At 60.7% G+C, this 25231-nt stretch carries 22 protein-coding genes; 10 read left to right on the forward strand and 12 right to left on the reverse strand.

Features of this window, described 5'->3' with window-relative positions:
* Positions 1–745 precede the first annotated feature (745 nt).
* Positions 746–1054 carry a BrnA antitoxin family protein gene (locus tag J3P97_RS17685; protein WP_434601291.1) on the reverse strand — a complete coding sequence of 103 codons (309 nt, stop codon included), beginning with the start codon at positions 1052–1054 and terminating at the stop codon, positions 746–748.
* Entirely contained in the window at positions 1032–1307 is a 276-nt protein-coding gene (locus tag J3P97_RS17690) for a BrnT family toxin (protein WP_434672410.1), read from the reverse strand. The genes J3P97_RS17685 and J3P97_RS17690 overlap by 23 nt, the downstream gene beginning before the upstream one ends.
* Positions 1308–1483: 176 nt before the next feature.
* Here J3P97_RS17690 and dusA point away from each other — a divergent pair, with 176 nt between their 5' ends.
* The gene (dusA, locus tag J3P97_RS17695) at positions 1484–2470 is read left to right on the forward strand and encodes a tRNA dihydrouridine(20/20a) synthase DusA (RefSeq protein ID WP_434672411.1); all 987 of its coding nucleotides are present in this window, start codon (positions 1484–1486) and stop codon (positions 2468–2470) included.
* Positions 2471–2648: 178 nt separating this feature from the next.
* Positions 2649–3575 (forward strand): transaldolase, encoded by a 927-nt coding sequence (gene tal, locus J3P97_RS17700; RefSeq protein ID WP_305500037.1) that lies wholly within the window; start codon positions 2649–2651, stop codon positions 3573–3575.
* Positions 3576–3774: 199 nt separating this feature from the next.
* Here the strand turns inward: tal and rssC are convergent, their stop codons facing one another.
* From rssC to J3P97_RS17715, 3 genes are all read right to left on the reverse strand, one after another.
* A complete protein-coding gene (gene rssC / locus J3P97_RS17705; RefSeq protein ID WP_305500035.1) occupies positions 3775–4257 on the reverse strand; it encodes an anti-sigma factor antagonist RssC in 483 nt (160 codons plus the stop codon).
* Entirely contained in the window at positions 4257–5438 is a 1182-nt protein-coding gene (gene rssB, locus J3P97_RS17710) for a two-component system response regulator RssB (protein ID WP_434573055.1), read from the reverse strand. The genes rssC and rssB overlap by 1 nt, the downstream gene beginning before the upstream one ends.
* Before the next feature lie 346 nt (positions 5439–5784).
* Positions 5785–6474, reverse strand: coding sequence for an MlaA family lipoprotein (locus J3P97_RS17715; protein WP_434629786.1), 690 nt, complete (start codon positions 6472–6474; stop codon positions 5785–5787).
* A 201-nt stretch (positions 6475–6675) separates the two neighbouring features.
* On the opposite strand from J3P97_RS17715, the gene J3P97_RS17720 reads away from it, so the two are divergent.
* A complete protein-coding gene (locus tag J3P97_RS17720; RefSeq protein ID WP_434601294.1) occupies positions 6676–7296 on the forward strand; it encodes an HAD family phosphatase in 621 nt (206 codons plus the stop codon).
* A gap of 109 nt (positions 7297–7405) precedes the next feature.
* Positions 7406–7672: a DUF4404 family protein gene (locus J3P97_RS17725; protein WP_434573051.1), complete on the forward strand. Its 267-nt coding sequence runs from the start codon at positions 7406–7408 to the stop codon at positions 7670–7672.
* A 213-nt stretch (positions 7673–7885) separates the two neighbouring features.
* Here the strand turns inward: J3P97_RS17725 and queF are convergent, their stop codons facing one another.
* Positions 7886–8716, reverse strand: coding sequence for an NADPH-dependent 7-cyano-7-deazaguanine reductase QueF (gene queF / locus J3P97_RS17730; protein WP_434672412.1), 831 nt, complete (start codon positions 8714–8716; stop codon positions 7886–7888).
* A gap of 168 nt (positions 8717–8884) precedes the next feature.
* Here queF and J3P97_RS17735 point away from each other — a divergent pair, with 168 nt between their 5' ends.
* Positions 8885–9565, forward strand: a complete 681-nt coding sequence (locus tag J3P97_RS17735; RefSeq protein WP_434573049.1) for a heavy metal response regulator transcription factor — start codon at positions 8885–8887, stop codon at positions 9563–9565.
* The gene (locus J3P97_RS17740) at positions 9562–10914 is read left to right on the forward strand and encodes a heavy metal sensor histidine kinase (RefSeq protein WP_434672413.1); all 1353 of its coding nucleotides are present in this window, start codon (positions 9562–9564) and stop codon (positions 10912–10914) included. Before J3P97_RS17735 ends, J3P97_RS17740 begins: the two co-directional genes overlap by 4 nt.
* 160 nt (positions 10915–11074) lie before the next feature.
* Here the strand turns inward: J3P97_RS17740 and J3P97_RS17745 are convergent, their stop codons facing one another.
* The 3 genes from J3P97_RS17745 to J3P97_RS17755 all read right to left on the reverse strand — a co-directional run bounded on the left by J3P97_RS17745 (position 11075) and on the right by J3P97_RS17755 (position 14323).
* Positions 11075–12319, reverse strand: coding sequence for a lipoprotein-releasing ABC transporter permease subunit (locus tag J3P97_RS17745; RefSeq protein WP_434672414.1), 1245 nt, complete (start codon positions 12317–12319; stop codon positions 11075–11077).
* Between the two features lie 62 nt (positions 12320–12381).
* Positions 12382–13065: a lipoprotein-releasing ABC transporter ATP-binding protein LolD gene (lolD, locus tag J3P97_RS17750; protein ID WP_162843734.1), complete on the reverse strand. Its 684-nt coding sequence runs from the start codon at positions 13063–13065 to the stop codon at positions 12382–12384.
* A gap of 7 nt (positions 13066–13072) precedes the next feature.
* Positions 13073–14323 (reverse strand): lipoprotein-releasing ABC transporter permease subunit, encoded by a 1251-nt coding sequence (locus J3P97_RS17755; protein ID WP_305500020.1) that lies wholly within the window; start codon positions 14321–14323, stop codon positions 13073–13075.
* 94 nt (positions 14324–14417) lie between these two features.
* Here J3P97_RS17755 and J3P97_RS17760 point away from each other — a divergent pair, with 94 nt between their 5' ends.
* Both J3P97_RS17760 and J3P97_RS17765 read left to right on the forward strand, forming a co-directional pair.
* Entirely contained in the window at positions 14418–15008 is a 591-nt protein-coding gene (locus tag J3P97_RS17760) for a PilZ domain-containing protein (protein WP_305500019.1), read from the forward strand.
* Positions 15009–15010: 2 nt separating this feature from the next.
* The gene (locus J3P97_RS17765; RefSeq protein ID WP_003199672.1) at positions 15011–15733 is read left to right on the forward strand and encodes a glycerophosphodiester phosphodiesterase; all 723 of its coding nucleotides are present in this window, start codon (positions 15011–15013) and stop codon (positions 15731–15733) included.
* A 42-nt stretch (positions 15734–15775) separates the two neighbouring features.
* On the opposite strand, the gene sthA is transcribed toward J3P97_RS17765, so the two are convergent.
* Both sthA and J3P97_RS17775 read right to left on the reverse strand, forming a co-directional pair.
* Positions 15776–17170 carry a Si-specific NAD(P)(+) transhydrogenase gene (gene sthA, locus J3P97_RS17770; RefSeq protein WP_245142796.1) on the reverse strand — a complete coding sequence of 465 codons (1395 nt, stop codon included), beginning with the start codon at positions 17168–17170 and terminating at the stop codon, positions 15776–15778.
* A 367-nt stretch (positions 17171–17537) separates the two neighbouring features.
* The gene (locus tag J3P97_RS17775; protein ID WP_434672415.1) at positions 17538–18524 is read right to left on the reverse strand and encodes an FAD:protein FMN transferase; all 987 of its coding nucleotides are present in this window, start codon (positions 18522–18524) and stop codon (positions 17538–17540) included.
* Positions 18525–18666: 142 nt separating this feature from the next.
* On the opposite strand from J3P97_RS17775, the gene J3P97_RS17780 reads away from it, so the two are divergent.
* Positions 18667–19965: an MFS transporter gene (locus tag J3P97_RS17780; protein WP_434672416.1), complete on the forward strand. Its 1299-nt coding sequence runs from the start codon at positions 18667–18669 to the stop codon at positions 19963–19965.
* Between the two features lie 175 nt (positions 19966–20140).
* On the opposite strand, the gene J3P97_RS17785 is transcribed toward J3P97_RS17780, so the two are convergent.
* Positions 20141–21604 (reverse strand): glyceraldehyde-3-phosphate dehydrogenase, encoded by a 1464-nt coding sequence (locus J3P97_RS17785; RefSeq protein ID WP_305500011.1) that lies wholly within the window; start codon positions 21602–21604, stop codon positions 20141–20143.
* Between the two features lie 168 nt (positions 21605–21772).
* Between J3P97_RS17785 and mfd the strand changes: the two genes are divergently transcribed.
* Entirely contained in the window at positions 21773–25222 is a 3450-nt protein-coding gene (mfd, locus tag J3P97_RS17790) for a transcription-repair coupling factor (RefSeq protein ID WP_434672417.1), read from the forward strand.
* Positions 25223–25231: the final 9 nt, after the last annotated feature.

Consider the following 25231-nt stretch of genomic DNA (forward strand, 5'->3'; position numbering starts at 1 on the left):
AACCTCGCTGTCAGCTGTAAGCAATGCAATAACCTTAAGGGCATGCATGACTGCTTAGTTGATAGATCTCAAGCGAGACCATTGCCTACTTACCCTCAAGCAAGAGGTTTGATTTGGTTCCATCCTCACCACGAACGTTACGACACGCACATCAGCATTGATGAAAACTTTTCCTTCACGGGGTTAACGGATGGAGGTAAGGCGGTCATCAATGAGTGCGGCTTGGATCGCGTCGAGGTTCTGACTCGCAAGTTCTATGCTCGAGCAAAATCCCGAGCTAAACACGCCGACTCGATAAGGAAGAAGGTTGACTCACTGGCCAGTGGGGTGGAGACATTTTACTTCAGCATGGTAGATGCAGCTCGAAGCTTGTCGGAGGACTGTTCGATCTCCTTAGCTGATGCTTCTCGCTTGCTAGCGTGCCGTTTAAACGCCAAAACGGCCCTCGAGTTAGAGGCTCTCTATGATGAATGCAATCAATTCGACGCTGCAGCCAGCTAAGGATAAAGACTTGACGCGGGGTTCTGTCGACTATGACTGTTAGCTTTTGGGCGATTGTTGCCAGTCAGGGAAAAAATCCACGGCCTTATCGGTGATGGATTGGAACATCTAATCCTACAGGCCTTGAAATCGAGCAAGAAAAAGGGGACGGATCTATTTATACGGCGACCGAGACAAATCCAATCAGCAGACCCCAAAAAGCCGCCTCATCGGCGGCTAATATTTTGGAATCATATTTTAGCGCCTAAGCCTTCAGTTCTTCTGGCTTATGCGTCTTAAGCCAATCGGCCAAGGCGGCGTTCATCCGTGTTTGCCAGCCCGGCCCTGAAGCTCTGAATCTCTCCAGCACGTCGGCATCGAAACGAACATTGACGTGCTCTTTGGTGGCTGCCGACTTTGGCCGGCCACGCTTCGGCTTGAGCATTTCCTTTGCCTGAGCTCCACCAAACAACCCCACAAGCACCTCGCTGGCGGGTTTGGCCTTGGCAAAGTCCTCGGTCGACCATTCAGGGTTTGCCGTGTCGACCTTCTCAGGACTGGGTTTCTTGGTCATAATTTTTGACCTCCCGTTTGTTGGCTTTACGAAAGCTGATGACGTGGACCGCGTCACTCCGTGGTGTAAACGCTACGACATGCAGCCGATCCCCTATGTATCCCATCGCCCGATAACGACACTCACCGTAGTCGAATCGATCATCCTCCAGGATCAATGCGGTAGACCATTCAAAGCCCCGCACGAGGGCAAACGGGAGTCCACGTTCTTCCACGTTGCGAGCGTCTTTGGCTGGGTCATAGGTAATCTGCATGAAATTATCGTATCCACAATAATTCATCAACACAAGGTGCGCGTCGAACCCTAACCGAGCATGCAATCCGTCTGATGTCGCCGAAGATTGAGTGGCGAGGCTGGAGAACCCGCCAAGTACCCGACAAGCAACCCTGATAAACTGCGACCCATTCGCCCCGATGACTCAGATCTCCAATGCCTCTACAACCTGCTCCACTCTCCCGCCGCTTTTCTGTTGCCCCGATGATGGATTGGACTGACCCCCATTGCCGGTACTTCCTGCGCATCCTCTCCAAACATGCCCTGCTCTACACCGAGATGGTCACCACCGGCGCCCTGCTCAACGGTGATCACGAGCGTTTCCTGCGTCACCACGAAGCCGAGCACCCGCTGGCCCTGCAATTGGGCGGCAGCGTTCCCGCCGACTTGGCCGCCTGCGCCCGAATGGCCGAGGAACATGGCTACGATGAAGTCAACCTGAACGTCGGCTGCCCCAGCGACCGAGTGCAGAACAACATGATTGGCGCCTGCCTGATGGGCCATCCCGGGCTGGTGGCCGATTGTGTGAAGGCCATGCGTGATGCGGTGTCGATTCCAGTGACGGTGAAGCACCGGATTGGAATAAATGGTCGAGACAGCTACGAACAATTGTGCGATTTCGTCGGGACAGTGCGTGAGGCCGGGTGCGGCAGTTTTACCGTGCATGCGCGAATCGCGATTCTGGAGGGGTTGTCGCCCAAGGAGAACCGCGACATTCCACCGCTACGTTATGACGTGGTGGCGCAGCTGAAAGCTGACTTCCCTGAGCTGGAAATCGTCCTCAACGGCGGCATCAAGACGCTGGAGGCGTGTCATGAACACCTGCGGATGTTCGACGGGGTGATGCTCGGACGCGAGGCATACCACAACCCTTATCTGCTGGCCGAAGTGGACCAGCAATTGTTCGGCAGCACTGCGCCGGTCATCAGCCGCGCCGAGGCCCTGGCGCAATTGCGGCCTTATATCGCCGCCCACTTGGCGGCTGGCGGCGCCATGCATCACATCACCCGGCATGTGCTGGGGCTGGGCACGGGGTTTCCGGGGGCGCGGCGGTTCCGGCAGTTGTTGTCGGTGGACATTCACAAGACCAAGGATCCGTTGGCGCTCCTGGATCAGGCCGGGCAGTTGCTTGAAGGGCGCTAACCATCACTTGCTTTGAACCTGAGCGCTGTTTTGGCATCGTATCTACCGATAGTTGCCCCGGCCTTTCAAACAGCCGTTTCCGGGTTGTTGCCGCTGGGGCCATCGATACCTCTTCACGCCCTTGAGTGGCTGCCGGCCCTCGGGTAATGTCAACGGACCCATAGGACAGAGCACGCTCATGACTTCCAAGCTGGAACAACTCAAGCAGTTCACTACCGTCGTGGCCGATACCGGCGACTTCGAAGCGATCGCCCGCATCAAACCGGTGGACGCCACTACCAACCCTTCCCTGCTGCTCAAGGCTTCGGCCATTCACGGTTATGCCGAACTGCTGAACGCCTGCGTGGCGGACTGCAAGGGCGACGTGGGCCTGGCCAGCGACCGTTTTGGTGTAGCGGTCGGGCAAGAAATCCTCAAGGTGATCCCGGGGCGCATCTCCACCGAAGTGGATGCACGCCTGTCGTTCGATACCGAGGCCATGTTGAAGCGCGCCCATCGCCTGGTCGACCTGTACGAAAAGGCCGGTGTGGGCCGGGATCGCGTGCTGATCAAGATCGCCTCCACCTGGGAAGGCATCCGCGCCGCCGAGCAACTGGAGCGCGAAGGCATCCAGTGCAACCTGACGCTGCTGTTCTCCTTCGCCCAGGCCGCGGCCTGCGCCGACGCCGGGGTGTTTCTGATTTCGCCATTCGTGGGCCGTATCTATGACTGGTACAAAAAGGCCAATGGCAATGACTACACCGGGGCCGACGATCCCGGCGTGCAGTCGGTGACGCGCATCTACAACTACTACAAGGCCAATGACTACAAGACCGTGGTCATGGGCGCCAGCTTCCGTAATCTCAACCAGATCGAGCAACTGGCCGGCTGCGACCGCTTGACCGTCAGCCCCGAACTATTGGAAAAACTGGCCGCCGACGAGGGCAAGCTGGAACGCAAACTGGCGCCTGGCCAGGCCGGGGAAGCGCGCCTGAGCCTCAATGAGGCGCAGTTCCGCTGGTTGTCCAACGAGGATGCCATGGCAACCGAGAAACTGGCTGAAGGCATTCGTCAGTTCGCTCGGGACCAGGAGAAGCTGGAAGCGTTGCTGCAAGCCAAGCTTTGAGCTGAACCGGCGGCATGAAAAAGGGCGAACCTGGATGGGTTCGCCCTTTTTTGTTCTGTTTGGCTCAAGAGATATGGCGGTTCGACAAACACCATCGCGAGCAAGCTCGCTCCCACAGTTTCTGACCGAGTCCAACCTTGATCCCTGTGGGAGCGAGCCTGCTCGCGAAGGCCTCAGCTCGGTCTACAACACCCAGGAATCAGGGCCGCTCCAACGCACTCACCAAGTCATGGAACGCTTCACGATTGGAGTCGTTCAGCCCCATGAGGATCTTGTGCGCTTCAAGCACCTTGATCCGCACGTCCTCTTCGGACTGGTCCTGATCAGGCAGATCATCCAGGCATTCCGGGCATGGCACCGGATCGCCGACGATATTGAACACCTGATCGAAGCCCATCGACTGCAGCAAACGGGTAATGTCGTTGTGGGTGGTGACAACGGTCGGCAGCAGGCCAACCTTTTGCCGCGACAGGATCGACAATTTGGCCAGCAGGCCCAGGGTGGTGCTGTCGATGCTGCGGGTTTCGGTCAGGTCGATCACGATGGCGTTGAAGTTCAACGCGGTGAAGATCTTCTCGATTGTCGCATCCAGCGCCGAACACAGGGTCAGGCGCACTTCACCGACAAACTTCAGGACGAAGGTGCCGTCCTGCTCGGCGAACTGGATTCTACCGGTACTCATCAAAGATTCCTGCTCAACACTAACAGGGCGATATCATCCGGCATCTCCCCTAGCGTGGCTAATCCAAACACTTGCCGCAGGCCTTCCAGGCTGCCGCCCGCCGCACTTACCCGTTCAGGCAAGGCCGCTTCTTTCTCTTTGAGTGTAGGTTCCGACAAAAGGTCCAGAATGCCATCAGACATCAGCGTCAAGCTGAAAGCCGGGGGCAGTTCCAGCACGTGATCTTCATAGGTGGCCTCGTTGAACAGGCCTACCGGCAAGCCACGCCCTTCCAGGTAACGAACACTGTCAGGTGTGTACAACACGGGCAACGGCAGGTGACCGCCGATGCTATACGTCAACAAACCAGTCTCCTCGTCGATGACTCCACCGACCATCGTGACGTGTTTGCCCAGCTTACAACTGATCAGGCCTCGGTTGATATGCCCAAGGACCTCCGAAGGCTTGAATTCGGGCAACGTACCATTGCGCTTGGATTCGAACAGCAGGCGCGTGGTCATGAACTTCAGCAGTACGGTCACGAATGCCGACGAAGCACCGTGTCCGGAAACATCCGCCAGGTAGAAAGCCACTCGGCGCTCATCGACCCGGAAATAATCGACAAAATCCCCCGACAGGTACAACGACGGGATGATCTGGTGGGCAAAACGGAAACCGTCGACGGTCCAGGGGCTGACCGGCAGCATGTTCATCTGCACCTGACGCCCGGCGTTCTGGTCTTCCTGCAACAGGTTCAGGCTGGCTTCCAGCTCACGGTTGGCCGTTTCCAGCTTCTCGCGATAGCGCTGGTTCTCGACCAACAGGCGCGAGCGGTCCAGGGCTCGACGCACCGAATGCTCGAGCACGGCAAGGTCTTCGAGGGGCTTGATCAGGTAATCCGCCGCGCCCAGGCGCAATGCCTCGACCGCGTCGTTCATCACCCCCGCGCCCGACACCACGATCACCGGAGTCTGTGACGACAGCTCGGTGACCTGGCGAATGAGTTCGAGTCCGCCCATCTGCGGCATGCGCAGGTCGCAGATGACCAGGTCGGGCTTGTCCTGCTCGAATACCTGAAGACCCTGCTGGCCGTTGCTGGCCTGCAGGACGCTGAAACCACTGTCTTCCAAGTAGGCGGCGAGGCTGGCTCGCACCACTTCGTCATCATCGATTATCAGCAGCGTGGCACTGGTTTTTGGCATGTGGGCAAACGGCGCCAGAATTAGGTTGGCGTAGGGGGCTGGGCAACTGGGCCTGGCACGCACTACTGGATTCGCTTTCTAGCCTCTCTGTCGTACAGGTTTCAGGCCTTTGCCCTACACGCATATACATCAGAGGTGCCCTTCTAAGGCGCAGACGGTACTCCCATCCGCGGGGCGTTTCAAGCTCATGCAGATAGCCCGCTCGAGCTCTTTATTTGTCAAAGCACAGAGAGTTATAAGAACCGAGCGAAGCGTAACTCAATGGAAGGTTGATCCCGGCCCTGGACAGAAGCCAAAGCACGAAAGGCGGCCTTTCGGGCCGCCTTTCACATTCAACCGGCCGAAATCAGAAATCGTCTTCGACCTGGCCATCCTTGACCTTGAATTCACGGTTCTGCAGAAAGGCGTTGCGCAAGAACACATACTTGTCGCCACTGACCATTTTCTCGGCCGACAGCAGGCTGGCGCGGGTGTCGACGATGTTCAGGCCCCAGATCGAATTACGCACCGAGACGTTGTCGATGTAGGGGTATGGGGTGGCGTAGCTGTCGACCAGCTTGGCCGGCGCATCACGCAGAGTGCTCGGCCCGAGCAGTGGCAGCATCAGGTAGGGACCGCTGCCCAGCCCCCAATATCCCAGGGTCTGGCCGAAATCTTCGTCGTTGCGCTGCAGCCCCATCTGGGTCCCGACATCGAAGAAGCCCAGCAGGCCGAACGTCGTGTTGAAGATCAACCGGGCAGTATCGACCCCGGCGGCAGCCGGCTTGGCTTGCAGCACATCGTTGGCGAGGTTGCCGACGTCACCGATGTTGCGAAACATGTTGTGGATGCCGTCCTCGAGGAACTGCGGCGTCACGTACTGGTAACCCTGGGCCAGCGGCTTCAGCGCGTAGGTGTCGATGGTGTCGTTGAAGGTGAATATCGGACGGTTGACGCTTTCCCAAGGATCTTCTTCCGTGGCGGCGTGAGCGGCGAACGGCACCAGCAGAACGCTGGCAGATAGACACAGCTGAGCTAGACGATGGCTCCAGCGCATAGGGAAAAACTCCTTGGATTATTCAGGCAAGGGCGCCGAGCCCAGGCGGTAAGGTGGCTAGTATAAGGCGGAACGCGTGGATAGGCAGCACAGAAAAAGGAAGCTCTCCGTAGGAATTTTCCATACAGGCCGCCTTCATCTCACTGTAACCGGACTGTCATCGTGCCTCGTTAGGCTGCGGGTTATTTCAAGGACGTCCATATGCCCCGCGCCGAAGCCAAGCCCCTCCCCGCCCCCAGCCTGACGGCCGTCCTGTTTGGCCTCAGCGGATGCCTGGTTGATTTCGGCTCGCGTGCTCGCCAGCCAGGGATTGTGCCGGCCGAGCACACGCAACTTACACCCGGGGCGTTGGAAAGCCTGCAACGCCTGCGGCAGCTCGACATCCCCTGCGCCTGGCTTGACGAATTGCCGCCCGCCATCAGCCACGGGTTGGCGGCCTCACTGCCGGCATGGGTGAAATCTCCGCAACTTCCTGCAACAAATAATCCGTGGCCAGCGCCCCATGCCTGTTGGCAAGCCCTTATGGCGCTGGATGTCAGGCAACTGGATGGCTGCGTATTGGTCAGCGGCGAACCGACGCTGTTGCAGTCGGGGCTAAACGCCGGTCTATGGACCATCGGGCTGGCATCCTGCGGCTCGCTGTGCGGCCTTACGCCCGCCGAATGGCAAGCCTTGAGCCAGCAGGAACGGGAAATCAAACGGGCCAAGGCCACCGTGCAATTGTTCGGCCTGGGCGTGCATTCGGTGATCGATCACTTGGGCGAACTCGATACCTGCCTGGCCGATATCAGCCTGCGTCGCCTCAAAGGCGAGAAGCCGTGACCAGGATCATGCAGGGCGCTTGAGTGTGGATTACTCTTAAGGCAAGCCATGGACTTTTGACGCTGCGTCGCGGTCCATGGCAGTGCCTATCAATAAAGGGAGTACGCCAATGCCTGCCCGCCGCGAATTGCAAGAACAACTGAATGCCCTGCGCGAGCAATTGGAACAGAACCCGCCGCTGTCTGAGTCAGAGCGCGAAAACCTGCACCAGTTGATGGCGCAGATCGACTCTGAGATCCAATTGGAAAACCAACTTCAGGACAACAACCTGGTCGACGGCGTGAACCTGGCCGTGGAACGTTTTGAAGTGGACCATCCAACGATCGCCGGAACACTGCGCAATATCGTGAATACCTTGGGCAGCATGGGGATCTAAGCCCGTCAGACGCCAAAAGCCCTGCTATCGCCAACAGGGCTTTTTAGTATCTGCGAATCGAAATGCAATCCACTGTGGGAGCGAGCCTGCTCGCGAAAGCAGTGTGAAAGTCAGCACATGTGTTGAATGCACGACCGTCTTCGCGAGCAGGCTCGCTCCCACAAGAGTTCTCCCACAAGGGCTCTTTCACAGGAACTCATCAGCAAGGAAGTTTTATTGCCGAACCAGACGCTGGTTCGGCAGTTGCACATCCTCGGTGCTGCGATACGGATTGATATCCAACCCACCCCGGCGCACATACCGCGCATACACCGTCAATTTCTCCGGCTTGAGCAAGCGTTGCAGGTCGAGGAAGATCCGCTCGACGCACTGCTCATGGAAGTCCGAATGCTGGCGGAAGCTGACGATGTAAGCCAGCAGGCTGGCGTGGTCCAGCGCCGCGCCGCGATACTCCACCGCCACGCTGCCCCAGTCCGGCTGGCTGGTTACCGGGCAGTTGGACTTGAGCAGATGGCTGTGCAGGCTTTCCTCGACGATACGCGATGCATCGCAACGCAGCAGCTCCGGACGCGGGTGCTCGTAGGAGTCGACAGTGATGTCCAGGTCGTCAACGCAGACACCGGGTAATTCAACGATGCCTTCGCTCTCGACATCCTTGAGGTTGCGAATCCGCACGCCTACCGGCTTGCCCGCCGCGGCCGAAAGGTCCTGGCGCAGCGTGGCTTCCAGGCTCGCGCTGTCGTTGAATGCCGTCTGGTTCAAGGAGTTCAGGTACAGCTTGAAGGATTTGGATTCGATGATATTTGGCGAATCCGCCGGGATCGCGAATTCACCGATGGCGACAACCGGCTTGCCGGACGGCAGCAGCCATGACAGCTCGAAACAGTTCCAGAAATCCACGCCCTTGTACGGCAAGGTCTCGGCCGTCAGGCCCAGTTCCGCCCATTTCGCGGTGCGCGGGATCGGAAACAGCAGTGACGGCGTGTACGTGGCGATGTATTCGCTGGATTTGCCCAGCGGCGAGTGTTCGGCTGCGGGATGCATAACGGAAACCTGACTGAAGAATCAGCGGATTCTACCAGCCTTTACGGTTTCCTTGAGCGCTTGCTCCGCCAACTGGCTTACAGTTGCATTACAACTTTGTCAGCTTGCCCCATGACACCATGCACCACGGTATAACGCCCACGTTCAAACACAGCCTTGAGCCCTACCATGAAACTGCTGATCGTCGAAGACCAACTGAAAACCGGCCAGTACCTGCGCCAAGGCTTGAGCGAAGCTGGGTTCAACGCCGATCTGGTGGCTGATGGCAGCACCGGCCAGCAACTGGCCGTGAGCGGTGAATACGCGCTGTTGATTCTTGACGTGATGCTACCCGGCCGTGATGGCTGGCAGATTCTGCAAGCGGTGCGCGGCGCCGGGCTGGACACGCCAGTGCTGTTTCTCACCGCGCGGGATGCGGTAGAGGATCGTGTGCATGGCCTGGAACTGGGTGCCGATGATTACCTGGTCAAGCCCTTCGCCTTTTCCGAACTGCTGGCCCGGGTGCGCAGCCTGCTGCGCCGAGGCAGTTCGGCGGCCCAGGAAACCAGCCTGCAACTGGCGGACCTGCGGCTGGACTTGATCCGGCGCCGGGTAGAGCGCGGTGGCAAACGCATCGACCTGACCGCCAAGGAATTTGCCCTGCTGGAGATGCTGCTGCGGCGCCAAGGCGAAGTATTGCCAAAGTCGTTGATTGCCTCACAAGTCTGGGACATGAATTTCGACAGTGACACCAATGTCATCGAGGTGGCGATCCGGCGTCTGCGGATCAAGATTGACGACGAGTTTCCCGACAAGCTGATCCACACCGTGCGCGGCATGGGCTATGTCCTTGAAGAGCGCAACCTGTGAGTCGCCGATGGTCGCTGAGCAATCGGTTGGCGCTGCTTTTCGCCGCCTGCACCGCCATCGTGTCGTTGTTTGCCGGCGTGCTGTTCAGCCGCGGCAGCGAGGCGCACTTCATCGAACTGGACCAGCAGTTGCTCGAGGCCAAATTGACCGGCGTGCGCCGCGCCCTGCAAGATGGCCCCAACCCCCAGGCGCGCCTGGCGGACGAGTTGAGCCGCCAGCCGGACCTCGCCTTGCGCATCAAGGACCGCGATGGCGTGCGCTGGCATGACAGCTCGATCCGCCTGCCGGTCCAGGTGCCTGAACGGCCCGGCCTGTCGACCCTCAACGACACCGACAATGACTACCGCGTATTAAACGCGCCGCTGGATCCCAATCGTGCGGATTCGCCCCAACTGACACTGCTGCTGGACATCACCCACCACCAGCATTTCCTGCAACGCATGCAGCGCCTGGTCTGGCTGACCGTCGGCCTCTCGGCGCTGGCGACCGCCCTGCTTGGCGCCTGGGCCGCCCGGCGTGGCTTGCGCCCCCTGCGCCGTATGGGCGCCATTGCCAGCAGCGTCTCGGCACGTTCGCTCAATGCTCGACTGCCAGAACAACACATGCCCGCCGAACTGGCGGAACTGGCCCACAGCATCAACGACATGCTTGGACGCCTCGACGATGCCTTCCAGCGCCTCTCCGCATTCTCCGCCGACATCGCCCATGAACTGCGTACGCCGCTGTCGAATCTGCTGACCCATACCCAGGTCACGCTCACCCGCGAACGCTCGTTGGGCGACTATCGCGAAGCCCTGCACAGCAATCTCGAAGAGCTGCAATGGATGGCACAACTGGTCAACGACATGCTTTACCTGGCCAAGGCCGACCATGGCTTGCTGGCCGTCCAGCGCGAACCACTGGAGCTGGCGCTGGAAACGGACCTGCTGCTGGAGTTTTTCGCGCCACTGGCCGAAGACGCCGAGGTAAAGCTGAGCCGCGAAGGGAACGCACGTATCGAGGGCGACCGCAGCATGCTGCGCCGCGCGCTGTCCAATCTGCTGGACAACGCCCTGCGCTTCAGCCCCGGTGGTGGCGAGGTGCGGATACGGATTGTCGACGGGCCGCAGACTGTGCGCATCGACGTGGAAAACAGTGGTGGGGAAATTCCGGCGGCGCTGCTGCCGCGCCTGTTCGACCGTTTTTACCGCGCCGACCCGGCTCGCCAGGAAGGCAGCAGTGAACACGCCGGGCTGGGGCTGGCCATTACCCGCTCGATCATCCGCGCCCATGACGGAGAAATCCGCTGCGAATCAGCCGACGGCTGGACGCGGTTCGTGGTGGAGTTGCCAAAGGCCGGTCAGCCCTGACAAAAAACCCTGTGGCGAGGGAGCTTGCTCCCGCTGGAGTGCGAAGCGCTCCCAAAAAATCTGAAAGTCTGCACATCATCCATAATAAGCCCGCCGCTTTTGGGGCTGCTGCGCAGCCCAGCGGGAGCAAGCTCCCTCGCCATGGGGGCTTCCCGCGTTATCAGGAATACCGCAACGCCTGTGCAGGTTCGATCTTCGCCGCGCGCCAGGCCGGGTATACGGTGGCGAGGAAGCTGAGAATGAACCCGGCGGAGCAGATCAGCACCACGTCGCCACGCTGCAGTTCCGACGGCAGGTTGCTGACGAAGTACACGTCGGAACTGAAGATATGCTGGCCGCTGACCCGTTCCAGCCAGCCCACCAACGCACTGACATTCAATGCCGCAATCACCCCCAGCACGCCGCCGATCAACGTGCCCACCACGCCGATCACCGTGCCCTGGACCATGAAGATTGCCATGATCTGTCGCGGCGTGGCGCCGATGGTACGCAGGATCGCGATGTCCGCGCCCTTGTCGTTCACCACCATGATCAACGTGGCGATGATGTTGAAAGCCGCCACCGCGACGATCATCAACAGCAGCAGGCCGATCATGGTTTTTTCCATTTTCATGGCGCTGAACAGGCTGCCCTGGGTGTGGGTCCAGTCGTCGGCCTTGTAGGCCGTGCCAAGCCCGCTGGCGATGTCACCGGAGACTTTCGGCGCTGCGTACAGATCTTTCACCGCCAGGCGCACGCTCTGTACCTGGTTCGGTTGCCAATGCTGCATCTGCGCGGCGTCGGCCAGGTGAATCAGCGCCATGGATCCGTCCAGCTCGGCGCCGACCTTGAACACCCCCACCACATTCAGCCGTTGCATCCGCGGGGTGATGCCCCCCGGCGCGGTGCTGACTTCCGGCACGATCAAGGTGACCTTGTCGCCGACATTCAAGCGAAAGCGCCGTGCGGTGATCTCACCGATCACCACGCCGAATTCGCCAGGCTTCAAGGCATCGAGACGCCCCTGGACGATGTGCTGGGCGACGATCGAGACCTTGCCTTCCTGGGCCGGATCGACGCCGCTGATCTGGATCGGCTGCATCGAGCCTTTATGGCTCAGCATCCCTTCCATCTCGGTGAACGGCACCGCAGCCGTCACTTCAGGATTTTTTAATGCCGCGGCGGCCACCGGTTGCCAATCGTCGATCGGGTTGACGCCGACGATAGTGGCGTGGGGAACCATGCCGAGGATGCGCGAGCTCATTTCGCGCTGGAAGCCGTTCATCACCGACAACACGACAATCATCGCCAACACGCCAAGGGCGAGGCCGATCATCGAGGTCATGGAAATGAACGAGACAAAACGATTGCGGCGCTTGGCGCGGGTATAGCGCGTGCCGATGAAAATCGATAACGGTCTGAACATTCGCTGGGCACCGTATGAAAATAAAAGACCCGGCGCCGTATCAGCTACCGGGTTTCGGTCGGTCAGATCGGCGTCAGGCAACCTTCCTGCAAATGCAGGACGCGGTCCATCTGTCGAGCCAGGTTCATGTCGTGGGTCACCACCAGGAACGCCGTGCGCATCGAGGTGCTGAGTTCCAGCATCAAGTCCTGGATGCCTTGCGCGGTGTGGGAGTCGAGGTTGCCGGTCGGCTCGTCGAGCATCACCAGCCCAGGCTTGTTGACCAGGGCCCGGGCAATCGCCACGCGCTGGCGCTCGCCGCCGGACAGCTCGGCCGGCTTGTGCTCCAGGCGATGGCCCAGTCCCACGCGCTCCAGCAACGCCGTAGCTCGCTGGCGGGCTTCGGGAATTGCGGTGCGGCCGATCAACAGCGGCATGCAGACGTTTTCCAGCGCGGTGAACTCGGGCAGCAGATGGTGGAACTGGTAGACGAAGCCCAGGGAGCGGTTACGCAACAGGCCGCGGGCCTTTTCGTTCAGCGCCGAAAGCTCTTCGCCCGCCAGCCAGACGCTGCCGGCGGTCGGCGTATCGAGGCCACCGAGCAAATTCAACAAGGTACTTTTGCCGGAGCCGGAAGTCCCGACGATCGCCACACGCTCACCGGGATGCAGCTCCAGTTGCAGGCCCGACAACACCACCACCGATTCCGGGCCTTCCTCGTAGGACTTGCCCAGGTTGCGGCAGCTCAAGATTGCTTTTTCACTCATGCCCGACTCACTCATAACGTAACGCCTCCGCCGGCTGGGTGCGCGCGGCACGCCAGGCTGGGTACAGGGTGGCGAGGAAACTCAGGATCAACGCGGCGCCGCAGACCATCAACACGTCATCGGCCTGCAACTGCGAGGGCAGGTAGTCGATGAAGTACACGTCGGCGTTGAGAAACTTGTGCCCGATCAGCCCTTCGAGGGCGGCAATCGCGGCGCTGACATTCAGTGCGGCGAACATCCCGACCAAGGCGCCTACAAACGTGCCGATGACGCCGATGACGGTGCCCTGGACCATGAAGATCCGCATGATCTGCCCCGGCGTGGCGCCGAGGGTGCGCAGGATGGCGATGTCGCCTTTCTTGTCGTTCACCACCATCACCAGCGTGGAAATGATGTTGAACGCCGCCACGGCGACGATCAGCAACAGGAGCAAGCCGATCATGGCTTTTTCCATGCGGATCGCCTGATACAGGTTGCCGTGGGTGCGGGTCCAGTCGCGGGCGTAATAACGGTCTTCGCCGAGCTGCTGGGCGATGTTCCACGCCACGCGCGGCGCCTGGAACAGATCATCGAACTTCAACCGCAGGCCCTGGACCTGATCCGGCTTCCAGCGATGCAGACGCGCGAGATCCTGAAGGTTGGTCACCCCCAGGTAACCGTCCAGCTCGCCGGCGCCGACATGGAAGATGCCGACCACGGTGAAGCGCTTCATGCGCGGGAACATGCCGCCTGGAGTGACAGTGACTTCCGGCGCGACAAACGTCAGCTTGTCGCCGATGGCCACGCCGAGCTTGGTCGCCGCCTTGTCGCCGATCACGATACCGAAGCTGCCCGGCGCGAGGTCGTCGAGTTTGCCCTGCCGCATGAAGTTGTCGATGATCGACACCTGCCGCTCCAGCCCGGGATCGATGCCATTGAGCAAGACCTTGGAGACCTTGCCGTCGTTGGTCAGCAACCCCTGCATCTGAGTGAAAGGCGCAACGGCCAACACCTGCGGGTTCTGCTTGACCTTGGCGGCCAGGCTTGGCCAGTCGCTGATGGCTTCGCCGGTTTCGAGGGTCGCGTGGGGCACCATGCCCAGCACGCGGGTGCGCATTTCATGGTCGAAGCCGTTCATGACCGACAGCACGACGATCATCACGACCACGCCGAGGGCCAGGCCGATAATGGACGTCAGGGAAATGAACGATACGAAATGATTGCGACGCTTTGCACGGGTATAACGCGTGCCGATGAATACGAAGAGAGGTCTGAACATGTCGGGGCTTGTTCGGAGGGAAAAGGAACGTCCTTGTGGCGGGGGTCACAAACCAGCTTTACACTCAGACCACCGCCGCTACCATGGGTTCGCCATGTCGACATTAGATGAAGAAGATCGCCGCGAATACTACCGTATCGAGGACACGATCGCACTGGAAATTCGGCCCCTGTCCATTCCTGAAGCAGCCAGCCAGGAAGTGTTGCAGGATGAGTCCCCACTGTTCAACCTGCTCAGCGAGCTGCACCTGAGCGAGTTCGAATCACAACACCTGTTGCGCCAGATCAGCGAGCGCGAGCGCAGCATCGCGGCCTACCTCAAGGCTATGAACAAACGCATCGACCTGCTCAGCCAGGTCATCGCCGTAACGGTGCTCGGCGAAATCGGCGATCCCCAGCCGGTGATCATTTCCGAAGGCGGCATCGATTTCCAATACCCCAGCGCCATTGCCGTCGGCGCGCACCTTTCGGTCAAGCTGGTGCTGATGCCCCAGGCCCTGGGGCTGTTGTTGCGCGCACGCGTCACCCATTGCGACCCCAAGGGCAACGGTTATGACGTAGGCACCGAGTTTGAGCACCCGACCGACGCCCAGCGCCAATTGCTGGCCCGCTACATCCTGCAGAAGCAGGCGCAGGAACGGCGCCTGGCCCGGGAACTGAACGAATCTGGCATCGATAAGGAATAACCGTGACCCTCATTTATGGCCACCGCGGCGCCAAGGGCGAAGCACCGGAAAACACCCTCACCGGTTTCCAGGAATGCCTCAAGCACGGCGTACGCCGTTGCGAGCTGGACCTGCACCTGTCCATGGACGGCGAGTTAATGGTCATCCACGACCCGACCCTCAAGCGCACCACCGATCGCCGGGGCAAGGTGGTCGAACACACCGCCGCTGAACTGGTGACTTATGACGCGCGCAAGGGCGGCCCGGGCTGGATCAAGCCGTGCCCGATTCCACGCCTGGAAGAGTTGTTCGAGAAGTGTGATTTCGAGCACTGGCAACTGGAGGTGAAAAGCGCCTCACGCACCCGCGCCGCCGCCACCGTGCTGGGCATCCGGGAAATGGCCCAGCGCTTCGGCCTGCTGGACAAGATCACCATCACTTCCAGTTCCCGGGAAGTGCTCAAGGCCGCGCTGGACCTGACTCCGGACATTTCCCGTGGGCTGGTCGCCGAATACGCCTGGCTCGACCCGTTGAAAGTCGCCCAGAGCTATGGCTGTGAGATTCTGGCGCTGAACTGGACCCTGTGCACGCCGGAACGCCTGATCAAGGCGCAGCGCCAGGGGCTGCATGTGTCGGTGTGGACCGTCAACGAGCCCGCGCTCATGCGCAGGCTCGCCGACTTTGGCGCTGACAGCCTGATTACAGACTTTCCCGGTTTGGCCACTGCCACCCTCGAGAATTGCTGAAATCGGTCTCCCCGGCCGGCTCAGGCCACCGGCCGGAGCCGCTCAAAAAAGCCGGTTGAGCCCGTCGTAGGCCGCTACCCGATAGGCTTCGGCCATGGTCGGGTAGTTGAACGTGGTGTTGACGAAGTACTTCAACGTGTTCAGCTCGCCCGGCTGGTTCATGATCGCCTGGCCGATGTGGACGATTTCCGAGGCCTGGTAGCCGAAGCAGTGCACACCCAGCACTTCCAGGGTCTCGCGGTGGAACAGGATCTTCAGCATGCCTTGCGGCTCGCCGGCGATCTGCGCACGCGCCATGCTCTTGAAGAAGGCCTTGCCCACCTCGTACGGCACCTTGGCCTGGGTCAGCTCCTGCTCGTTCTTGCCGATCGAGCTGATCTCCGGAATGGTGTAGATGCCGGTCGGCACGTCGTTGACGAAGCGCCAACTGCCGTTGTCGACGATGCTGCCGGCGGCCGAGCGGCCCTGGTCGTGGGCGGCACTGGCCAGGCTCGGCCAGCCGATCACGTCACCGGCGCCATAAATGTTCGGCACGCAGGTGCGGTAGTTCTCGTCGACTTCGATCTGGCCGCGACTGTTGACCTTCACGCCGATGTTTTCCAGGCCCAGGGTGTCGGTGTTGCCGGTGCGGCCGTTGCACCAGAGCAAGGCGTCGGCCTTGATCTTCTTGCCGGACTTGAGGTGCAGGATCACACCGTTGTCCACGCCTTCGACGCGCTCGTAATCTTCGTTGTGGCGCACGGTGATGTTGTTGTTGCTGAAGTGGTAGCTCAGGGCCTGGGAAATTTCCGAGTCCAGGAAGCTCAGCAATTGGCCACGGTTGTCCACCAGTTCCACCAGCACGCCCAGGCCGCTGAAGATCGAGGCGTATTCGCAACCGATCACGCCGGCACCGTAGACGATAAGTTTGCGCGGGGTATGCCCCAGGCTCAGGATCGTGTCGCTATCGTAGATACGTGCGTGGTTGAAATCGATGTCTGCCGGGCGATACGGACGCGAGCCAGTGGCGATGATGATGTGCTTGGCCACCAGTTTCTCCACTACGCCATTGCCGCAGACCACTTCGACCGTTTGCTCGTCGGCGAAGCTGCCCGTGCCAAAAAACACGTCCACACGGTTGCGGGCGTAGTAGCCGGTACGCGAGGCCACTTGCTTGGAAATTACCTTCTCGGCGCTCTTGAGCACGTCCGGGAAGGAGAACCAGCGCGGCTCGCCGATTGCCCGGAACATCGGGTTGGTGTTGAACTGCATGATCTGCCGGACCGAGTGACGCAAGGCCTTGGACGGGATGGTACCCAAGTGGGTGCAGTTGCCGCCGACCTGCCGACGGCTGTCGACCATCGCCACCTTGCGCCCTGCCTTGGCGGCGTTCATTGCCGCACCTTCCCCCGCCGGGCCGGAACCCAGTACCACCACGTCGTAGTTGTAGACAGCCATGCGTACTCCTCAGAACAGGCCGCGATGCCACAGTTGGCACCGACGGCTAAATCATGCCGGCCGGCGGCATGAAGGAACAATTTGGGACCGGTTCACGCGCCCGGCCACAGTCTATAGAAGCGTCAACGCCGCGCACATTACCCCTTGGTCGCGTCGTAGGCTAGTTTTGCCTGCGCTATTTCGCCACAGGTGGGCTTTCATAACCCTGTCAGCATTGCGTGACAATCATCTCAAGTTCAACTGAATCATCGTGGCGAGGGAGCTTGCTCCCGCTGGGCTGCGCAGCGGCCCCTTTTGTGAGCGCTTCGCACTCAAGCGGGAGCAAGCTCCCTCGCCACGAGCACAGCGCTGAACAAGCTCATCGTCATCATTGGGTTTTTCCGCCGACCATCCGTTCAAACGCATCGTTTGTGCGTACGACGAAACGCTCCCCATCGCGCAGCACAAAAAATACTCCGACGCCGTGCTCCTGGGCATAGTCCCAACCCTCTTCAGGACCGAGAATCAGCAACAGCGTCGATAGTCCATCGGCCAACATCGCTGAAGGATGAATTACCGTGACTGACGCCAGGTTGTGTAGGACCGGCGCCCCGGTGCGCGCATCAAAGGTGTGGGAGTAACGCTTGCCGCCCTGCTCGAAATATTTACGATAGTCGCCCGACGTTGAAACCCCGTAGCCGTTGACCTCGATGACACGCTCAGCCATTTGCCGATCGTTCCGAGGCTCTTCCAGGGCGATGCGCCAGGCCGATCCATCCGGCTTGTGCCCGACAGCCTTGAGTTCACCGGTGGCCTCGGCCAGATAGCTGTCGATGCCCAAAGCCTGGAGCTTCGCGGCGATGCGGTCGACGGCATAACCCGCCGCGATGCTGTTGAAATCGACTTCCACCGCGGCGTCCTTGCATAACCGATTGCCTTCGATCCGCAAGTAGCCATGGCCAACCTGTCGTCGCGCCAGGGCCAGGGCCTCGGCGCTGGGCACCGCCTCTCGCCGGGATTGCGGGCCGAAGCCCCACAGGTTCAGCAAAGGCTCCACCGTCAGATCGAACGCGCCATGGCTTTGCGAAGATAGCTGCTCACCCACCCGGACAAGTTCAAGCACCGGTCCCGGCATGGTCAGGCAACTGCCGCCAGGCAGGGCATTGAAGCGCTCGATTTCCGAATCGCTGCGATAGGTGGAAAACAGCCGATCCACTTCAGCGAGAATTTTTCCTACCTCGGCCTGCACCACGTTCGGACCGGGCGTGGCGGCATGCCTGACGTACTGGACGGAATAACGGCTGCCCATGGTCGGGCCATCGAAGCGTTCCAGGTTATCGCCCCGGCCGCAGCCGGACACAACGCCGGCCAGCATCACAAGCCCAATCCATCGTCCAGTTAACAAATCTTCATCTCCCCACAAAACCACGCCGGCCATTATGGGCTACAGCGCATGCAAAAAAACCCTGTGGGATTGCAGTGCTTTCATACAAGATTGCCAGAGTGAGTACCTACACATGCCTTCCAACACGAGCAACGGCAAGGCGATTTTTCGCGTTGTCAGCGGCAACTTCCTGGAGATGTTCGACTTCATGGTCTATGGCTTCTACGCCACGGCCATCGCCAAGACGTTCTTCCCGACTGACAGTGCCTTCGCCTCGCTGATGCTGTCCCTGGCGACATTCGGCGCCGGGTTCCTGATGCGTCCGCTGGGCGCGATCTTCCTTGGCGCCTACATCGACCGTCACGGCCGGCGCAAAGGCCTGATCATCACCCTCGCGATGATGGCCGCCGGCACGGTGCTGATCGCCTGTGTACCGGGTTACGCCACGTTGGGCGTGGCGGCGCCGCTGCTGGTATTGCTGGGCCGATTGCTTCAGGGCTTTTCCGCAGGCGTGGAACTCGGTGGGGTCTCGGTGTACCTGGCGGAAATCTCTACGCCGGGGCGCAAGGGCTTTTTTGTCAGTTGGCAGTCCGCCAGCCAACAGGCCGCCGTGGTCTTCGCCGGTCTGCTGGGGGTTGGCCTCAATCACTGGCTGAGCCCGCAGGAAATGGGCGAATGGGGCTGGCGCGTGCCGTTCCTGATCGGTTGCCTGATCGTACCGGTCATTTTTGTAATTCGCCGCTCGCTGGAAGAAACGCCGGAATTCCAGGCGAGAAAACATCGCCCTAGCCTGGCGGAAATCGTCCGCTCCATTGGCCAGAACTTCGGCATTGTCCTGGCCGGCATGGCACTGGTGGTGATGACTACGGTGTCGTTCTACCTGATCACGGCCTACACGCCGACATTTGGCAAGGCTGAGCTCAACCTGTCTGACCTGGATGCGTTGCTGGTCACGGTGTGTATCGGCTTGTCGAATTTCTTCTGGCTGCCAGTCATGGGCGCGCTTTCCGACAAGATCGGGCGCAAACCCCTGCTGCTGGCTGCGACAATCCTGGCGATCCTGACCGCCTACCCGGCGCTGTCCTGGCTGGTGGCGAACCCCAGCTTCAGCCATTTACTGATCGTCGAGCTGTGGTTGTCGTTCCTGTATGGATCGTACAACGGCGCCATGGTGGTCGCCCTGACGGAAATCATGCCGGTTGAGGTGCGTACTACTGGCTTTTCCCTGGCCTATAGCCTCGCGACGGCAACGTTCGGCGGGTTCACGCCGGCGGCCTGTACCTATCTGATCCATGTGCTGGATAACAAGGCTGCACCGGGAATCTGGCTCAGTGGTGCGGCGGTGTTGGGGTTGATTGCGACGTTGGTGCTGTTCAAGGGTAATCGGCATGAGCTGCGCACGGCGCAGGCCTCCGTTGTGAGTGGCGCCTGACAGATTGCCTTCGCGAGCAGGCTCGCTCCCACATTGGACCGCATGTATCAACAACAACTCGGTAAACTGTGGGAGCGAGCCTGCTCGCGAAGGGGCCAGCCCAGGCACTACAAAACCCCAGGTAAAAAAAAGCCCCGACAAGTCGGGGCGTTTTTTACCAGCAGCTAAAGCTTACTTAGCGCGGGAACGCAGGCGGATTCACATCAGCCATGTCTTCCATTACGCGAACTACCTGGCAGCTGTAGCCGAACTCGTTGTCATACCAGACGTACAGGACAACACGGTTGTCCTGGACGATGGTCGCTTCGGCGTCGACAACGCCAGCGTGGCGCGAACCGACGAAGTCAGTGGACACCACTTCCTGCGAGTTGACGAAGTCGATCTGCTTGTGCAGGTCGGAGTGCAGCGCCATGTAGCGCAGGTACTCGTTCATCTCTTCACGGGTGGCGGCTTTCTCAAGGTTCAGGTTGAGAATGGCCATCGACACGTTCGGCGTCGGCACACGGATCGCGTTGCCGGTCAGCTTGCCAGCGAGCTCAGGCAAGGCCTTGGCGGCAGCAGTGGCGGCACCGGTTTCGGTGATGACCATGTTCAACGCGGCGCTACGGCCACGGCGATCGCCCTTGTGGAAGTTGTCGATCAGGTTCTGGTCGTTGGTGTACGAGTGAACGGTTTCGACGTGACCGTTGATGATGCCGAACTTGTCATTCACGGCTTTGAGCACCGGCACGATGGCGTTGGTGGTGCAGGAAGCGGCGGAGATGATCTTGTCGTCAGCGGTGATTTCGGTGTGGTTGATACCGTGAACGATGTTCTTCAGCTTGCCCTTGCCAGGTGCAGTCAGGACAACGCGGTCGATACCCGGGCAGGCCAGGTGCTGGCCAAGGCCATCGGCATCACGCCATACACCGGTGTTATCCACCAGCAGGGCGTCCTTGATGCCGTACTGGGTGTAGTCCACCTCGGTCGGGTTCTTCGCGTAGATCACCTGGATCAGGTTACCGTTGGCGGTGATGGTGTTGTTTTCTTCGTCGATGGTAATGGTGCCGTTGAAGGAACCATGCACCGAGTCGCGGCGCAGCAGGCTGGCACGCTTGGTCAGGTCGTTCTCGGCGCCCTTGCGCACGACGATGGCGCGCAGGCGCAGGCCGTCGCCACCACCGGTTTTCTCGATCAGGATACGCGCAAGCAGACGGCCGATACGACCGAAGCCGTACAGGACCACGTCGGTACCTTTACGAGCCGAAGCGTTCTGCTGACCAACCACGTCAGCCATTTCTTCGCGCACGAACTGTTCGGCGCTACGGCCATTGGCTTCGTTACGGAATTTGAACGCCAGCTTGCCCAGGTCCACCGAGGCCGCGCCGAGCTTGAGCTCGCTCATCGCCTTGAGCAGGGGGAATGTTTCGTGGACGGAGAGTTCGCTGTCGTCGGAAGAACGGTGGCGAGCAAAGCGGTGGGCCTTGAGGATCGCGATGACAGACTGGTTGATCAGGCTGCGGCCATAGATCGAGCTCACCACGTTGTTATTGCGGTAGAGCTGACCGATGAGAGGGATCATCGCTTCTGCGAGTGCTTCACGATCAATCCATTCACCAAGACACTGGTCGGGCTTCTGAGTCACGGTAACCTTCCACATGTAGGGGCTGAAAAAAGGGGCTACATTATGCCGCCGAGTCATCGGCGGAGCAATGCGCGCCCGTCGCGCCGTGGTTTTGCGTTCCTGCAGCATAGTCCGCGACTGACAGCAGCCCCCTTCCCCCGCTACAATTGTCGACTTTGTCGCAACGCTGGAGCTCAACCTTCCGTGCCCGTTCTGCGTCTTCCGCTTCTCCCTGCCGCGGCAGGTAAACAGCACTGGGGCAACCTGCCCGGTGCCGCCCTGAGCCTGGCCATCGCCGAGGCTGCCAGCGCTGCAAAGCGCTTTACCCTGCTGCTGACCGCCGACAGCCAAAGCGCCGAACGGCTGGAACAGGAGCTGGCTTTCTTCGCCCCGGATTTGCCAGTGCTGCATTTCCCGGACTGGGAAACCCTGCCCTACGACCTTTTTTCGCCGCACCAGGACATCATTTCCCAGCGCATCGCCAGCCTTTACCGGCTGCCGGAGCTCAGTCATGGCGTTTTGGTAGTGCCGATTACCACAGCCCTACATCGCCTGGCGCCGACCCAATTCCTGCTAGGCAGCAGCCTGGTGCTGGACATCGGCCAGAAGCTCGACGTCGAGCAAATGCGCACCCGGCTTGAGGCCAGCGGCTACCGCTACGTCGATACCGTGTACGAGCACGGCGAGTTCACGGTCCGCGGCGCGTTGATAGACCTGTTCCCGATGGGCAGCAAACTGCCCTATCGCATCGACCTGTTCGATGACGAGATCGAGACCTTGCGCACCTTTGATCCGGAAAACCAGCGTTCCATCGACAAAGTGCAGTCGATCCGCCTGTTGCCGGCCAAGGAATTCCCTCTGCAAAAAGACGCGGTGACGCGTTTCAAGGCGCGGTTTCGCGAACGCTTCGACGTGGACTTCCGGCGCTGCCCGATCTTCCAGGACCTCAGCAGCGGCATCACCCCGGCCGGTATCGAGTATTACCTGCCGCTGTTCTTCGAAGAAACCTCCACCCTGTTCGATTACCTGCCCCAGGATACCCAGGTATTTTCCCTGCCCGGCATCGAGCAAGCGGCGGAAAACTTCTGGAATGACGTGCGCAACCGCTACGAAGAGCGGCGTGTCGACCCGTCCCGTCCTCTATTGCCGCCCGCCGAGTTGTTCCTGCCGGTTGAAGACTGCTTCGCCCGCCTCAAGAGCTGGCCGCGCGTGGTGGCGAGCCAACAGGACGTGGAAACCGGCGTCGGTCGCGAACGCTTCCCCGCCAGACCGCTGCCGGACCTGGCGATCGAAGCCAAGGCCACGCAACCGTTGGCGGCCCTGGCCGGTTTCCTCGACCAATTCCCTGGCCGCGTGCTGTTCACCGCCGAGTCCGCCGGCCGTCGCGAAGTGTTGCTGGAGCTGCTCGAACGCCTGAAGCTGCGACCGAAGACTGTCGACAGCTGGCCGGATTTCGTCGCTGGCAAGGAGCGCCTGGCAATCACCATCGCGCCGCTCAATGACGGGCTGGTCCTGGATGATCCCGCCCTGGCACTGGTCGCCGAGAGCCCGTTGTTCGGCCAGCGGGTGATGCAGCGTCGCCGTCGCGAGAAGCGCGCAGACGCTGCCAACGACGCGGTCATCAAGAACCTCACCGAGTTGCGCGAGGGCGCGCCGGTGGTGCACATCGACCATGGCGTGGGCCGCTACCTGGGCCTGGCGACCCTGGAGATCGAAAACCAGGTCGCCGAATTCCTCACCCTGGAATATGCCGAGGGCGCCAAACTCTACGTGCCGGTGGCGAACCTGCACCTGATCGCCCGCTACACCGGCAGCGACGATGCGCTGGCGCCGCTGCATCGCCTGGGCTCGGAAACCTGGCAGAAAGCCAAGCGCAAGGCCGCCGAACAGGTGCGCGACGTGGCCGCCGAATTGCTTGACATCTACGCCCGTCGCGCCGCGCGCGAAGGCTACGCGTTCGCCGACCCGAAAGCCGATTACGAAACCTTCAGCGCCGGCTTCCCGTTCGAGGAAACCGTCGACCAGCAGACCACCATCGAAGCCGTGCGCGCCGACATGCTCGCGCCCAAACCGATGGACCGATTGGTCTGCGGCGACGTCGGCTTCGGCAAGACCGAAGTGGCGATGCGCGCCGCGTTCATCGCCGTGCACGGCGGCAAGCAGGTGGCGATACTGGTGCCGACCACCCTGCTCGCCCAGCAGCACTACAACAGTTTCCGCGACCGCTTCGCCGACTGGCCGGTGACCGTGGAAGTGATGAGCCGCTTCAAGTCGACCAAGGAAGTGAATGCCGCCGTGGCCGACCTGGCCGAAGGCAAGATCGACATCGTCATCGGCACGCACAAACTGCTCCAGGACGACGTGAAATTCAAAAGCCTCGGGCTGGTGATCATCGACGAAGAGCACCGTTTCGGCGTGCGCCAGAAAGAACAGCTCAAGGCCCTGCGCAGCGAAGTCGACATCCTGACCCTCACCGCCACGCCGATCCCGCGTACGCTGAACATGGCAGTGTCGGGCATGCGTGATCTGTCGATCATCGCCACGCCGCCGGCCCGTCGCCTGTCGGTGCGTACGTTCGTGATGGAGCAGAACAAAAGCACGGTCAAGGAAGCGCTACTGCGGGAGCTGCTGCGTGGCGGCCAGGTCTATTACCTGCACAACGACGTGAAGACCATCGAGAAATGTGCCGCCGACCTCGCCGAGCTGGTGCCGGAAGCCCGTATCGGCATCGGCCACGGACAGATGCGCGAGCGCGAACTCGAACAGGTGATGAGCGACTTTTATCACAAGCGTTTCAACGTGCTGATCGCCTCGACCATCATCGAGACCGGCATCGACGTGCCAAGCGCCAACACCATCATCATCGAACGCGCCGACAAGTTCGGCCTGGCCCAGTTGCACCAGTTGCGCGGCCGGGTCGGCCGCAGCCACCACCAGGCCTATGCCTACCTGCTGACGCCGCCGCGCCAGCAGATCACCCCAGACGCGGAAAAGCGCCTGGAGGCCATCGCCAACACCCAGGACCTCGGCGCCGGCTTCGTGCTGGCCACCAATGACCTGGAAATCCGTGGTGCCGGCGAATTGCTCGGCGACGGCCAGAGCGGCCAGATCCAGGCCGTCGGCTTCACGCTGTACATGGAAATGCTCGAGCGCGCGGTCAAGTCGATCCGCAAGGGCGAGCAACCGAACCTCGACCAGCCCCTGGGCGGCGGGCCGGAGATCAACCTGCGGGTGCCGGCGCTGATCCCGGAAGACTACCTGCCAGACGTCCATGCCCGGCTGATTCTCTACAAACGCATCGCCTCGGCCACCGACGAGGAAGGCCTGAAAGACTTGCAGGTGGAGATGATCGACCGCTTCGGGCTGCTGCCGGAGCCGACCAAGAACCTGGTGCGCACCACGCTGCTCAAGCTCAAGGCCGAGCAGCTGGGCATCAAGAAAGTCGACGGTGGGCCCAACGGCGGCCGCATCGAATTCGAAGCCCAGACGCCGGTCGATCCGCTGGTATTGATCAAGCTGATCCAGGGCCAGCCCAAACGCTACAAGTTCGAAGGCGCCACGATGTTCAAGTTCATGGTGCCCATGGAACGCCCGGAAGAGCGTTTTAATACCGTGGAGGCGCTGTTCGAGCGCCTCACTCCGACCACTGCTTGAAGGACGCCC

It is taken from the genome of Pseudomonas sp. R1-15 (genome assembly GCF_051132085.1).
Taxonomy (GTDB): Bacteria; Pseudomonadota; Gammaproteobacteria; order Pseudomonadales; family Pseudomonadaceae; genus Aquipseudomonas.

Excerpts from the sequence above, each read along its gene's own strand:
- J3P97_RS17685 (WP_434601291.1), bottom strand. The coding sequence starts at position 1,054 with ATGACCAAGAAACCCAGTCCTGAGAAGGTCGACACGGCAAACCCTGAA.
- J3P97_RS17690 (WP_434672410.1), bottom strand. The coding sequence starts at position 1,307 with ATGCAGATTACCTATGACCCAGCCAAAGACGCTCGCAACGTGGAAGAA.
- dusA (WP_434672411.1), top strand. The coding sequence starts at position 1,484 with ATGCCTCTACAACCTGCTCCACTCTCCCGCCGCTTTTCTGTTGCCCCG.
- tal (WP_305500037.1), top strand. The coding sequence starts at position 2,649 with ATGACTTCCAAGCTGGAACAACTCAAGCAGTTCACTACCGTCGTGGCC.
- rssC (WP_305500035.1), bottom strand. The coding sequence starts at position 4,257 with ATGAGTACCGGTAGAATCCAGTTCGCCGAGCAGGACGGCACCTTCGTC.
- rssB (WP_434573055.1), bottom strand. The coding sequence starts at position 5,438 with ATGCCAAAAACCAGTGCCACGCTGCTGATAATCGATGATGACGAAGTG.
- J3P97_RS17715 (WP_434629786.1), bottom strand. The coding sequence starts at position 6,474 with ATGCGCTGGAGCCATCGTCTAGCTCAGCTGTGTCTATCTGCCAGCGTT.
- J3P97_RS17720 (WP_434601294.1), top strand. The coding sequence starts at position 6,676 with ATGCCCCGCGCCGAAGCCAAGCCCCTCCCCGCCCCCAGCCTGACGGCC.
- J3P97_RS17725 (WP_434573051.1), top strand. The coding sequence starts at position 7,406 with ATGCCTGCCCGCCGCGAATTGCAAGAACAACTGAATGCCCTGCGCGAG.
- queF (WP_434672412.1), bottom strand. The coding sequence starts at position 8,716 with ATGCATCCCGCAGCCGAACACTCGCCGCTGGGCAAATCCAGCGAATAC.
- J3P97_RS17735 (WP_434573049.1), top strand. The coding sequence starts at position 8,885 with ATGAAACTGCTGATCGTCGAAGACCAACTGAAAACCGGCCAGTACCTG.
- J3P97_RS17745 (WP_434672414.1), bottom strand. The coding sequence starts at position 12,319 with ATGTTCAGACCGTTATCGATTTTCATCGGCACGCGCTATACCCGCGCC.
- lolD (WP_162843734.1), bottom strand. The coding sequence starts at position 13,065 with ATGAGTGAAAAAGCAATCTTGAGCTGCCGCAACCTGGGCAAGTCCTAC.
- J3P97_RS17755 (WP_305500020.1), bottom strand. The coding sequence starts at position 14,323 with ATGTTCAGACCTCTCTTCGTATTCATCGGCACGCGTTATACCCGTGCA.
- J3P97_RS17760 (WP_305500019.1), top strand. The coding sequence starts at position 14,418 with ATGTCGACATTAGATGAAGAAGATCGCCGCGAATACTACCGTATCGAG.
- sthA (WP_245142796.1), bottom strand. The coding sequence starts at position 17,170 with ATGGCTGTCTACAACTACGACGTGGTGGTACTGGGTTCCGGCCCGGCG.
- J3P97_RS17775 (WP_434672415.1), bottom strand. The coding sequence starts at position 18,524 with ATGCTGGCCGGCGTTGTGTCCGGCTGCGGCCGGGGCGATAACCTGGAA.
- J3P97_RS17780 (WP_434672416.1), top strand. The coding sequence starts at position 18,667 with ATGCCTTCCAACACGAGCAACGGCAAGGCGATTTTTCGCGTTGTCAGC.
- J3P97_RS17785 (WP_305500011.1), bottom strand. The coding sequence starts at position 21,604 with ATGTGGAAGGTTACCGTGACTCAGAAGCCCGACCAGTGTCTTGGTGAA.